At 48.5% G+C, this 11,741-nt stretch carries 12 protein-coding genes; 6 read left to right on the forward strand and 6 right to left on the reverse strand.

Translation table 11 applies throughout. The annotated features are described in order from the left end of the window. Window positions 1–37: 37 nt before the first annotated feature. Window positions 38–496, reverse strand: a complete 459-nt coding sequence (locus tag AB1K83_RS11880; protein WP_413058407.1) for a chemotaxis protein CheX — start codon at window positions 494–496, stop codon at window positions 38–40. 162 nt (window positions 497–658) lie between these two features. Here AB1K83_RS11880 and AB1K83_RS11885 point away from each other — a divergent pair, with 162 nt between their 5' ends. From AB1K83_RS11885 to AB1K83_RS11895, 3 genes are read left to right on the forward strand one after another with little or no spacing between them, the layout of a single operon-like run. Beyond that, window positions 659–4,261: a dynamin family protein gene (locus AB1K83_RS11885; protein WP_413058408.1), complete on the forward strand. Its 3,603-nt coding sequence runs from the start codon at window positions 659–661 to the stop codon at window positions 4,259–4,261. Window positions 4,262–4,270: 9 nt separating this feature from the next. Continuing rightward, window positions 4,271–5,083: a sulfurtransferase gene (locus AB1K83_RS11890; RefSeq protein ID WP_413058496.1), complete on the forward strand. Its 813-nt coding sequence runs from the start codon at window positions 4,271–4,273 to the stop codon at window positions 5,081–5,083. Window positions 5,084–5,123: 40 nt separating this feature from the next. Then, complete coding sequence (locus tag AB1K83_RS11895; protein ID WP_413058409.1) at window positions 5,124–5,714, forward strand: metallophosphoesterase family protein; 591 nt, start codon at window positions 5,124–5,126, stop codon at window positions 5,712–5,714. 298 nt (window positions 5,715–6,012) lie between these two features. Here the strand turns inward: AB1K83_RS11895 and AB1K83_RS11900 are convergent, their stop codons facing one another. After that, the gene (locus AB1K83_RS11900) at window positions 6,013–6,414 is read right to left on the reverse strand and encodes a ribonuclease HI family protein (RefSeq protein ID WP_413058410.1); all 402 of its coding nucleotides are present in this window, start codon (window positions 6,412–6,414) and stop codon (window positions 6,013–6,015) included. An 85-nt stretch (window positions 6,415–6,499) separates the two neighbouring features. Here AB1K83_RS11900 and AB1K83_RS11905 point away from each other — a divergent pair, with 85 nt between their 5' ends. Then, the gene (locus AB1K83_RS11905) at window positions 6,500–6,688 is read left to right on the forward strand and encodes a zinc-finger domain-containing protein (protein ID WP_413058411.1); all 189 of its coding nucleotides are present in this window, start codon (window positions 6,500–6,502) and stop codon (window positions 6,686–6,688) included. A gap of 37 nt (window positions 6,689–6,725) precedes the next feature. Here AB1K83_RS11905 and AB1K83_RS11910 read toward each other — a convergent pair whose 3' ends face one another. From AB1K83_RS11910 to AB1K83_RS11925, 4 genes are all read right to left on the reverse strand, one after another. Next, window positions 6,726–6,935, reverse strand: coding sequence for a cold-shock protein (locus AB1K83_RS11910; RefSeq protein ID WP_413058412.1), 210 nt, complete (start codon window positions 6,933–6,935; stop codon window positions 6,726–6,728). A gap of 132 nt (window positions 6,936–7,067) precedes the next feature. Further along, entirely contained in the window at window positions 7,068–7,448 is a 381-nt protein-coding gene (locus AB1K83_RS11915) for a DUF2500 domain-containing protein (protein WP_413058413.1), read from the reverse strand. A gap of 87 nt (window positions 7,449–7,535) precedes the next feature. Further along, window positions 7,536–8,075, reverse strand: a complete 540-nt coding sequence (locus AB1K83_RS11920) for a transcription repressor NadR (RefSeq protein WP_413058414.1) — start codon at window positions 8,073–8,075, stop codon at window positions 7,536–7,538. A gap of 15 nt (window positions 8,076–8,090) precedes the next feature. Continuing rightward, complete coding sequence (locus tag AB1K83_RS11925) at window positions 8,091–9,245, reverse strand: IscS subfamily cysteine desulfurase (protein ID WP_413058415.1); 1,155 nt, start codon at window positions 9,243–9,245, stop codon at window positions 8,091–8,093. Between the two features lie 99 nt (window positions 9,246–9,344). Between AB1K83_RS11925 and nadB the strand changes: the two genes are divergently transcribed. Continuing rightward, complete coding sequence (gene nadB, locus AB1K83_RS11930) at window positions 9,345–10,919, forward strand: L-aspartate oxidase (RefSeq protein WP_413058416.1); 1,575 nt, start codon at window positions 9,345–9,347, stop codon at window positions 10,917–10,919. Beyond that, window positions 10,888–11,733 carry a carboxylating nicotinate-nucleotide diphosphorylase gene (gene nadC / locus AB1K83_RS11935; RefSeq protein ID WP_413058417.1) on the forward strand — a complete coding sequence of 282 codons (846 nt, stop codon included), beginning with the start codon at window positions 10,888–10,890 and terminating at the stop codon, window positions 11,731–11,733. Before nadB ends, nadC begins: the two co-directional genes overlap by 32 nt. Window positions 11,734–11,741: the final 8 nt, after the last annotated feature.

Raw genomic sequence — 11,741 nt, forward strand, 5'->3', positions numbered from 1 at the left:
TCTGGAGGAGCTTTTGTCGTTGTGTGACCGTATGTATCTACCCTTCATCAATCGTTAACAATACGGTGAGCATGTTACCGCCTTCGAGTTGGATTGGGAGTTTGAAGGCTTGTTTGAAGCCGTACATCTTCGTTTTCCCGGTCATGACAGTGGGCGGGGAAATATCGAGTTTGACGCCATCATTTTCCAGTACGGTACATAGATTGCCAGCGACCATATTGCCGAGCTCCCCGGTAAACGATTCCACCATTTCCCCTTCGATTTTCATACCGAACATTGATTGCCCAATCACGTCGATCGCTTCTTCAGTAACGTCGATCAACAGCCTACCTTTAATATCGCCAACCAAGCCGATCAACACGCTTAACTCCATTTGTTCATATGGCTGGACGGTCATGGATGGAGCGAGGACATCCAATTTAACCGGAATGACGGTCGATAAGGAAGAAATGGTTCCATTTAAAATCATTTGGACGTTCTTGGATGTCGTAGTCATTTGGGTTCCACCTTTCTGAGTGTTATGGTAGTTCGATTATACCATGAATAAAGACGTAAAAACGAGTTGACGGAAAATTTATCTTTTGATAAAAATGCCCGGCTTTAACAGTTCAAAAATGGTATGATATGAGAAGCAATTGATGAAGGGATCGAACATGATATGCCTGAAATAGAGAATTTGATTCAACAAACGGTGTTACTTGGACAGTACTTTAAAGAACATGAAGACGAAGAGCGATTTAATAAAACAGCCCTATTTGCGGAGAAACTGCTCCGCCAAGAATATACGATCGGCTTTGCGGGCCATTTTTCGGCTGGGAAATCATCCATGATCAATGCGTTGACTGGGGGAGATCTCTTGCCATCGAGCCCGATTCCGACGAGTGCCAATATCGTGAAAGTACAAAAGACTGATACCGATTATGCCATTATCCACTATACCGACGGCAAAGCAGTGAAATATAACGGACATGGCTTTCCCAATGCGCTAAAGAAATTTAGCAAGGATGGGGCTGCGGTGGCACTGATTGAAATTGGCCATACAGCATCCAATTTGCCAGAAGGTATCACGGTGATGGATACGCCGGGCGTCGACTCGACGGACGATGCTCACCGCTTGTCCACCGAATCTGCCCTGCATTTGGCGGATATCGTCTTTTATACGATGGATTACAACCATGTCCAGTCGGAGCTGAACTTCCGTTTTACGAAAGAACTGATGCGGTACAATGAAAACGTATATTTGATCATCAACCAAATCGATAAGCATCGGGAGAGCGAATTATCGTTTGAAGCGTTCAAGAAGTCCGTAGAGGATTCCTTTAAAACGTGGGGAGTCATTCCAAAGGGGATTTTCTATACTTCACTAAAACGGAACGATTTGCCCGAGAATGACTTCGAGCAAGTGAAGGCGATTGTCGAAGGCTCCATGGAAAACTGGAGAGAGCAATTAGCTGTGAACGCACAGCAGACACTATTAAAGTTGAAAGATGAACATATCCAGTTTTTGAAAGATGAAATGGAAGAACGGAAAAATAATTTTTCAGAAGTGGTGTCGGAAGAGGAATGGTCGCAGCGGGAAGAGTTGGCGGAGGAAGCCTCTGACGCCAAAAATATGTTGGGACGCCTGTCAGGCGATGGCTTTGCGATTGCCTATGAAAAGGAACGGGATAGTCTATTACAAAGCGCTGCCATCACGCCGTATGAAACGCGTGAGTTATTGAAGGAATATTTGGAGTCGTTGTCTTCCCGTTTTAAAGTAGGCTTCCTATTCGGTGCCAAAAAGACCGCGGAAGAACGGGAGCGGCGAAAACAAGCGTTGGCGGACAACATCACGAAGCTTATCCATACGCATATTGAAGTCCATCTGAAAACCTTGATGAAAAAATCATTGAAAGAAGCCGGAATCTTGACGGATGAACGTTCCCTGGCCATAGATGGACTAGATTTGTCTGTCCCATTCAGCGATATTGAAAAAGAGTTCAACGTCTCTGACACGATTACGGGCGATGCCATACTGAATTATTCGGATCGCATGCGGTCTGCCATCCATCTGGCATTTCGTCGGATGACCGAGCCTTGGAAAAATGAAATGGCCGCGATCGCTTCCGAAGCAGGGAATGAAAAGACAGGAATGCTGGAACAGAAAGTGCGACGGCTGGAGGAGAAATTGTTCGCCATTGACCAAGTGGTACAGGTCGGAAAGCGCCTGGACACATTGGAAACAAGTATTGCCGATCCTTCCAAACAAGCTCTTGAGCGAAGTGAATCGCTGTTGCAACAATGGAAGGCAAAAGAAATTGTAGAAATGGCGGATTATGAAGAGCTCCCTGAAACGGAGCGAGTAGCCGTCGATCCGGAAAGCCTTCAAGAGGAAGCTCCAGTTGTGCTCACTGATGAAGCGTCCGATTCGGGATCGGTGATCGATCATGCGGTTCACGTCGCCAAATCGGTCGATCGGATCCCTGGTTTTCAAGAGATGTCTGAGTATTTGAAGCGCAAAGCGGATCGGCTGGAAGGTCAGCAATTCACCGTCGCGTTGTTTGGTGCGTTCAGTGCGGGTAAATCATCATTCTCCAACGCTTTGATCGGAGAAAAGGTGTTGCCTGTATCTCCGAATCCAACAACGGCGGCCATTAACCGCATCAAGCCTGTGGAAGCCGGGAAAGCGGATGACACCGCGGATGTGTTGCTGAAGACAGAGGAGCGGATGACGGAGGATGTTTGCCGGTCGTTTGAAGAAGTGGGGGTCCAGGTCGCTACATTGGACGAGGCGTTCCTGAAGGCGGACGAAGCGCTCACAATCGAGTTGGCTGATGAAAACCTTCATATTCATAAAGCGTTCATCTCCGCTTTCCAAAAAGGATATCCGGTCTATCGCGATGTGCTCGGATCGACAGTCAACGTGGAACGGGAAGAGTTTGTCCGTTTCGTCGCCGAGGAAGACCGCAGTTGTTTTGTCGAATCGATCGATTTTTATTTTGATTGCGAGCTGACGCGCAAGGGGATTACGCTCGTTGATACGCCTGGAGCCGATTCGATCAATGCGCGTCATACCGATGTCGCGTTTGAGTATATCCGGAATGCGGACGCCATTTTGTTCGTTACGTATTATAATCATGCGTTCGCACGGGCGGACCGGGAATTCCTCGTCCAATTGGGCCGGGTGAAAGACGCATTCGAGTTGGACAAGATGTTCTTTATCGTCAACGCCATTGATTTGGCGAACGATGAGGAGGAAGCGGAAGCTGTAAAAACGTTTGTTGCCGAGGAGCTGCATAAGTTCGGTATCCGTAGACCACGCGTGCACGGCATTTCTAGCTTGCGGGCATTGGAAGCAAAACTGGACGGACAAACCGATCCGCTCATGGGCATATTCGAAGAGAAATTCCATCATTTCTTGGAGCATGACTTGAAAGGGTTGGCCGTTCAAGCGCTGGAAGAAGAGACCGTGAAAACGATCGAACGACTTGCCTCCCTCATTACCCGGACCGAAACGAATATGAAACGGAAAGCCGAGCGCTTGACGGAGTTGGATCGTTTGGAAGGGGAAGTCCGACAGCATTTCTCTTATAACTTTGCAGAAGTGTGGACAAAGGCGGCCCATAATGAGTTGGGTGAATTAATTTACTATATTTTGCAGCGCGTGTTTTTACGATTCTTCGATTTCTTCAAAGAATCCTACAATCCATCCGTCTTTGCGAATTACTCTACAGATCGGGCACTGAAACATGCGTTGGCTGAAACGGTTCAAATGGTCGGGTTTGATTTGACCCAGGAGTTGAAAGTGACCAATCTCCGGATGCTGAACTTCATGGTGAAGCAGTTGACGGCGAGACAGCGCCAGGAAGTTTCGTATTTGCAGGAGAAGGACGGCTCGTTTGCCCCTGCGCCATACGAGCCGCAGGATGCCGAGATGCTATCGTTCGAAGCGCCGTATGCTGATCCCAACGTCTATAGCAGTGTCAATAAATTGTTCAAAAATCCGAAGTCGTTCTTTGAAAAAGGCGACCGGGATGTGCTGAAAGAAAAGCTGGAAGAACTGATGAAACAGGATGCTGCCGTCTATCTCGGGAAAGAGAAAGAGAAATTGGAGAAATGGGCGGACGCTTGGATTGACAGTGAAGCGGAAGGACTTCGCCAACATTTGTTGAAACAGAGCTTAGACCAAATCGCTTCGGAGCGTGCGTTGCTGTCAGCGACCGAAGAGCTTGGTGAATGGCGTGCCATTTACGAAAAACTGCGGTTGGAGGAGTTGGTATAATTGGCAAATGTGTTTGTTTCAGTAGATGAGTTGAATACTCAACAAGCAAAATGGATCGATGCCCGTTTTTCATTGCAAGACAGCGGGGAAGGTAGGCGGCTTTATAACGAGAGCCATGTCTCCGGTGCGATCTATTGGGATTTGCTGAAGGACCTGTCGGACATGTCGAAAAAGGACGGCCGCCATCCGATGCCCGAGAAAGATGCCTTGACGGAGCTTTTCAGAAGGAGCGGACTGGAACTCGACGATTTGATCATCGTGTACGATCAAGGCGGGAGTCCTTTCGCGCCACGAGCTTGGTGGTTCCTCCACTATGCAGGGTTCCAACATGCAGTTATCGCGCTGGAAGGATTTGATGAACTGCAAGCGAAAGGGCTTCCGGTCGATACTCTCGAACCAAGCCCTGCTCGTTCCGCTGTCCAGCCTGTATGGAATGAAGAGCTATATGCCTCCCGGGAGTTTGTCGAACAGACGGTGGCGGGCGATACCGGTAGCCGCTTGGTCGATGCCCGATCCGCTGTGCGCTTTCGCGGAGAAGTGGAACCGATTGACCCGATTGCCGGCCGCATCCCGGGCGCCCTCAACTTCGATTGGGAACAATTGAAGGAGGACGGCCGTTTCCATGCCGATGCGACCCTCCGGGAACAATTGGCGTCCGTTGTGAAACCGGAAGAAGAAGTGACGGTCTATTGCGGCAGCGGAGTGACCGCGGCTCCTCTATATGCCATGTTGAAACAGGCGGAATATCCAAATGTGCGCCTCTACGTTGGCAGTTATAGCGATTGGATTTCGAAAGAGGATGCGCCTGTCGAGAAAGGGTAAAAATCTTCAACTTGATTTCAAGGGATGTGTAGATGACTTAATGAAATATGCGTTGTTAGGGGATATTCATTCTTCGAAAGAGGATTTGGAAGTGGTGCTCTCCGATATGGAGGCGAAAGCACTGGATGCCATCCGGGTCGGCACAGGGGATTTATTTGAGTGTACGATCAGTAAAAAAGATCTTAAAGGCCAAACGTACACCAGTATGGAAGAGGTGATGCTCCTACCAAAAGGATTGGTGGAACTGTTGACCTTTGTTTCGGTCCGCGGGAACCAGGAAGAGCGTATTCTTCTGTTGACGGATACGGAAGACACCCTCCGCAACAAATTGCTGTCGATGCCTGAAACCTTTTCGATCGGAGACGCGAAAATCATCCATGGTCATCAATGGCAGTGGGGTGGGGACCCGTGGTCGCTCATTCACGCTGATGTCGATCGGTCTCCAGTTTTTTACGGTCATAGCCACGAATCCGGATTATCGCGTGGCGGCGTCAAAATACCAATCGAATTTGGCGTACCATATTCGGTGGACGGGGAAAACGTCTTGGTGAATGTCGGTGCGGTCGCCGGTGAACGGGAATGGGTGTTGTATGATTTGGCAAATCAGACGGTGACATTCATGAAAGCATGATCAATCACGCCTCGGCGTGATTGTGTCCGGATTTTTTCGAGCTCGCTCGAAAGCTCCTCTTAAAAATCCGTGACATCCGCCGGCCGACAAAAACGCCACGTCCTGTGGCATTGTCGGCACTAGTACATCGTGTACGTCGGAGGCTTTTATCTTTGTTCAGCGAGAGTTTAATCACCCTGAACAGGGAATAAAACTGCATTCATCTCGCCGCCTATTGAGGTGGAAGTCTTCTGTAGCTAACGCTTCGCTTTCAATACGATAACACTTGCTGAACAAAGATAAAAAGACGGAAAAGATGTCAAGGTGCATCTCTTCCGTCTTTTTGTAATGCTTGTCTCGCGAGGGCGTCCGCAGCTTTATTTTGTTCATCCGGAATCCATTTGATAAAAAAGTATTCAAAGGTGTTCGCGATGTCCAATATGCGGGATAAGCAGGCTTTATGTTTTTCATTTTTCACGAATTCTTTTTCTACCGCCTGGACGACAACTTGCGAATCCGACTTCGCCGACACCATGCCAGTTGTCAATTTAGCGGCTTCTTCCATGCCACGCAACAGCGCCCGGAATTCCGCAGTATGGTTATCCGTCGGTTCAATCGGTTCCGATATTCTGATTTGATGGCCATCGCCTTTCAAATATATGCCGATTCCGCTTTTTCCCGGATTTCCGGCGCTTGCCCCATCGACAAATAATTCGATCATAGTGATTCATCTCCTATTTCGATGAAAGTTGCAACATCCTCGATTGCGTATTAAAATAGAGGAATCTTGTCTTATGGAGGTTACAATGGACAAAGTTATGGTCATGACCGAAATCAATGAGATTCTCGATACATTTTGCCATGATTGCTTTTTGAAGAGACAATTGACAAAAGATAACGGAAAGACACAAGCCCATAAATTCTGCATTACGACATGTACGGTAGGGGAGCAATTACAGTTTCTCGGTTCAGAAATGAATAAAATTGCAAAATAAGGTCCCGCTGATCTAGTATCAACGGGACATATCACGTTCACTCATCATCCATTTTCAAGACATTCGCCGCTTGAGGGCCGCGATTCCCTTCGATGATCTCGAAGGAAACGGTCTGTCCTTCATCTAGCGTTCTAAATCCTTCGGACACAATACCGGTAAAGTGGACGAACACATCTTCCCCGTCATCCGCTTCGATGAAACCATAACCCTTTTCATTACTGAACCATTTCACTTTTCCCTGGTACATGTTATTCCTCCTCAGCGATACGATGTCCCATCCATTATCAACGCATGGATGTCTAAACTATACAATAATCGACAGGGAAGGTCAATTAATAGCGAAATCTTCAGAAGCTTTGAGCGTTTTCAGATTCAACCTTCAACTCGGTCCATGGAGTTGTATCCGTTCAAATTCCAGGTAACGTGTGCCTTGAAAAGTAAGCATTCCCACGTCGCCTTCAGCCAGCATACCGAACTCGTTTCCTCTGACACCTAATTCCATCCGGTCGCCACTTTCCACTTGAAAGGTGACATAATACCACGTGCTGGCAGACGAATCGCCGTTGCCACCTGAGGTTTTCGTCCTTTTTGTGATGACTTCGGCGGGAACCGTCAATTTTGGAGAATTATTGTTTTTCGTCCACTGGCTGATCCCGGTCACGATGATAAAAACGAAAACACTAATCACTAGAAAAAACACAATACCAATAATGATAGAACCGTAGGAAAACATGAAATGATCGAAAGCATTAAACCCCATATTGATCCCCCTCATGAACAACGTCTTTCTCTATTTACGTGCAAGTCACGATATGGTTTCAATATGCGGTAAAAAAGCGGTTACCCATCATTCGACGAGTATATCCGCTTTACGTAACGCTTCCTCCGCGTCCTTAATCTGCTGTTCATTGTCGGCTAATAGGGTATGCAGGTGAATGCCGCCTTCTGCAAGTTTGGATAAATAAATGGCATTGGCATCATCAATTTCACGAATGAACGCCTGCACTTCCTTGCGGTTCGACACCATGATCGAAGCGCTCAAGTCCCCGTACACTGGATGTTCGATCTTCACATCTTTCACCGTCACGCCATTATCGACGAGGATATTCAACTCTTCTTCAGTCTGTTCGGGCCGATGCTGGCAGACGATCGTTTTTTCCACTTTCCGGGGCGCCGCATGGGCGTGTAGATAAAGGTAGCCTTGGTTCGTCGCTATGATTGGTTCATTTCTTGCTTTCAGCAAAGTAATATCCCCCACAATGACTTGACGGCTGACATTTGTCATCTCGCCGAGCTCCCGTCCCGGGATCGGTCGGTCGGCTTGTCGCAATGCGTCGAGAATGACTTCACGACGTTCTTCCCCAAGGATTTTTTCATTTTCATTCATATCGTATCATCCCCCTCACCCGTTGATTTCCGTATATGGTGCAAGCTGCCGAGCCACTTGGATCAAGCGATCGGCCAACAGTTCAACACTTTCTACTGTCGTGTCCCGGCCGAATGAAATTCGGATGAATTCTTTGGCGATTTGTGGATCGATTTTCATGGCGACCATCGTTTTGGACGCATGCTGTTGACCGACCTGGCAAGCACTGCCGGTGGAAATAGCGAAACCGTGCCGATTGAGTTCCAGCATGATCAGTTGTCCTTCCACTCGTTTAATGCCAAGTCCGATAATTTGCGGAAGTTGTTTCTCCGGCTCGGATGCTTCATATATAGTGAAAAATTCTTTGATATTCTTTATTTTATCATAAAAAGCTTGCCGTAATGAATGGTAAAGCAGATTTTCCGACTCTTCATCGATTGCCGTCTTTGCGGCGGTGACGAAAGCGGCAATACCGGGTACATTTACTGTTCCGCCCCGAAACCCGCCTTCATGGACGACTCCCGGAAAGACGGGGGAGAAGCGGTGCTTCGGATGGATATATACCGCCCCGACCCCTTTCGGACCATACACTTTATGGCTTGAAACCGTCATGGCATCGACCCAATTAGCCAATGGGCGTACATCCACCTTGCCAAACGATTGCACGCAGTCGCTATGGAACAAAATACCGCGCCCCGCTATCAACCCGGCAATCTCTTCAATCGGTTGGATGGTCCCGATTTCGGGGTTGATATGCTGAACGGATAGCAAAATTGTCTCTTCCTGGATCGCCTGCTCCAGCAGATCCAAATCAAGAATTCCATCGTTTCCGAATGGCACCGTTGTAACAGAAAAACCTTCCATCTTTAAATAGTCCATCGCAGAATCGACGGAGGGATGCTCACCCGCCGACATGATGAGATGCGACCCGCGATGTCGATTGGCCTTCGCCAATGAAATAAGGGTCAGCAGATTGCCTTCCGTTCCGCCCCCTGTGAAATAAATTCCATCCGCTTCTACTCCAAGCATGCCAGCCAATTCATTCCTCGCATAGGCCAGCATGTTTTGTGCTTCGCCTCCAAACTCATGCAGACTGCTCGTATTACCAAAGCAACGTTCGGACAAGGTGTAAAACACTTCGGATGCTGCAGGAAGTAAAGGCGTGCTCGCCGCGTAGTCAAAATAATACATAATCGATTCCTCCAAAATATCTAGTAGATTCATCTTGTCATATCGAAGCAAATATGTAAAGATAGGTGTCAAGACACTAGTCGGGAGGCAGTCAACAAAATGACCTATCATTGTATTATCGTTGGGGGTGGCATCGCTGCGCTTCAACTGGCCCACCATTTGAAGCAAGATATGAAGATTCTAGTACTAGTGAAAAAGACGATTCGTTCGGGCAATACCTACCGGGCCCAAGGAGGCATTGCCGCGGCCATCGGGAAAGATGATTCGCCTACCCTTCATTACGAAGATACGATCCGAGCCGGAGGGGACTTTCACAACTACAAGGAAGTCGCTAATTTGGTAAAAGAAGGACCAACACTCATTGAGGAACTTCTGCAACAAGGACTGTCTTTCGACCATGGCTCGGATGGACGTATAGCACTTGGAATGGAAGGCGCGCATAGCCGAAACCGGATTGTCCATTGCGGTGGGGATTCGTCCGGCAAATGGGTGGCCGAGCATCTGATCCGCATGCAGAAACCGGACCTTGATATCAGGGAAAACCGATTCGTGTTCGAATTGATCATCGATCCTTCATCGAAAAGGTGTATCGGTGTCAAGGCGATCGACGAAGATGGTCACATCGAAACATATTACGGCCGACATATTATTTTGGCTACAGGCGGTGTCGGTGGGCTCTATGAGCATACGTCGAATGACCCTTCGATCACCGGGGACGGCATCGCACTTGCTTACAGGGCGGGAGCGGACATCGTTGATATGGAATTCATCCAATTCCATCCGACTCTTCTTACCGGAGACAATCGGATGGTTGGCCTCGTTTCCGAAGCGGTACGCGGAGCGGGTGGGCGTTTGGTGGACAACGCAGGTAGGCCGGTCATGGAAGGCAAGCATCCGCTCGGCGATCTGGCTCCGCGCCATATTGTCGCACATGAAGTCTTCAGATTGCGTGCGCAAGGGGAAGAGGTATTTATTGATATATCCAGCATCGACAACTTCCAAAAGCAATTTCCGACCATCACCGAACTCTGCGAAGGGAACGGCATCTTGATCAAGAAAGGGATGCTGCCCGTAGCACCGGGTTGCCACTTTCTCATGGGCGGCATTGCCGTGGATAGCGTTGGACGGACGACTGTTCTGGGTCTTTATGCACTCGGGGAGACGGCCGCGACTGGTGTCCATGGGGCCAACCGGCTGGCAAGTAATTCTCTGTTAGAAGGACTATATTATGGAAGGAAGCTTGCATTATTTTTGAATGAACTGCCGGAGGAACTGCTTTTATTTGAACCGGACAGTCAGATGTGGACGAACTCAATAGCGGAAGCGGCATTGCCGATGCAGGACGAAATCCGCCGAAAAATGATGCAGCACGCGGGGATCATCCGTTCAGGGGCAGGGTTGGAGGAACTCTTCCAATGGCTGGACCGGTACAATTGCGACGTCCCATTAGAGGGGAAATCCATTTCCGACATGCAGACCATTTTCATGCTGCAGACTGCCAAGCTCATCGCGAAGTCGGCTTTTCTCCGGGAAGAGAGCCGGGGGGCACATATCCGCGAAGAGTTTCCGGCTGAATCAAGACATTTCGGAAACACGCATATCATCCAATCGAGAAACGGAATTGAAATGAGGGACAGACATCGTGAATACGATCAAATTACGATCTATGCTTGAACAGTTTTACATAGAGGATATCGGGGACCAGGATGTTTCATCGGATTTTTTATTCCCCGAAGATATGACGGGGCAATTGGAGATCACAGCAAAAGAGGATGGCATCTTTTGTGGCATGCAGGTGATTCAGGAAGGGCTGCACGTCATGGATCCGAACATCATCGTCAATATGAATGTAAAAGACGGCGATGCGATTGCAAAAGGCGATGCTGTCGCCATCGCATCGGGCCCTGTCCGGAGCTTGTTGAAAAGCGAGCGGGTCATTTTGAACTTGATTCAGCGGATGAGCGCCATTGCAACCGAGACCCGGGCAATTGTCCGCAAGCTGGAAGGGACGGCGGCGCGGGTTTGCGATACCCGCAAAACGGTGCCCGGCCTTCGTATGCTCGATAAATATGCCGTCCGTGTAGGGGGCGGTGTGAATCATCGGTACGGGCTGTATGATGCGGTCATGCTGAAGGATAACCATATTGCATTTGCGGGTGGATCAATTGAAAAAGCGGTCGAAACCGTGCGCTCTGCTCTCGGGCATACGATCAAAATCGAAGTGGAAATTGAAACGATGCAGCAACTGAAAGAAGCGATCGCCGCCAGAGCGGATATTATCATGTTCGATAATTGCACACCGGAAACGATTAAGGAATGGATCGGACTCGTGCCAAATACCGTTGTCACGGAAGCGTCCGGCAATATTAATTCAGACAATATCCGCGCTTATGCGGAAGCCGGTGTCGATATGATTTCACTTGGTTATCTGACCCATTCGGTGAAGGCGTTGGATCTGAGCGCCAACGTGTCATTCATTACAAACTAATGGAGGAA

Source organism: Sporosarcina sp. 179-K 3D1 HS, assembly GCF_047228905.1.
Classification (GTDB): Bacteria; Bacillota; Bacilli; order Bacillales_A; family Planococcaceae; genus Sporosarcina.

What these genes read in the sequence shown, in the direction of transcription:
- AB1K83_RS11880 (WP_413058407.1), bottom strand. Translation starts at nt 496, where the DNA reads ATGACTACGACATCCAAGAACGTCCAAATGATTTTAAATGGAACCATT.
- AB1K83_RS11885 (WP_413058408.1), top strand. Translation starts at nt 659, where the DNA reads ATGCCTGAAATAGAGAATTTGATTCAACAAACGGTGTTACTTGGACAG.
- AB1K83_RS11895 (WP_413058409.1), top strand. Translation starts at nt 5,124, where the DNA reads ATGAAATATGCGTTGTTAGGGGATATTCATTCTTCGAAAGAGGATTTG.
- AB1K83_RS11900 (WP_413058410.1), bottom strand. Translation starts at nt 6,414, where the DNA reads ATGATCGAATTATTTGTCGATGGGGCAAGCGCCGGAAATCCGGGAAAA.
- AB1K83_RS11905 (WP_413058411.1), top strand. Translation starts at nt 6,500, where the DNA reads ATGGACAAAGTTATGGTCATGACCGAAATCAATGAGATTCTCGATACA.
- AB1K83_RS11910 (WP_413058412.1), bottom strand. Translation starts at nt 6,935, where the DNA reads ATGTACCAGGGAAAAGTGAAATGGTTCAGTAATGAAAAGGGTTATGGT.
- AB1K83_RS11915 (WP_413058413.1), bottom strand. Translation starts at nt 7,448, where the DNA reads ATGGGGTTTAATGCTTTCGATCATTTCATGTTTTCCTACGGTTCTATC.
- AB1K83_RS11920 (WP_413058414.1), bottom strand. Translation starts at nt 8,075, where the DNA reads ATGAATGAAAATGAAAAAATCCTTGGGGAAGAACGTCGTGAAGTCATT.
- AB1K83_RS11925 (WP_413058415.1), bottom strand. Translation starts at nt 9,245, where the DNA reads ATGTATTATTTTGACTACGCGGCGAGCACGCCTTTACTTCCTGCAGCA.
- nadB (WP_413058416.1), top strand. Translation starts at nt 9,345, where the DNA reads ATGACCTATCATTGTATTATCGTTGGGGGTGGCATCGCTGCGCTTCAA.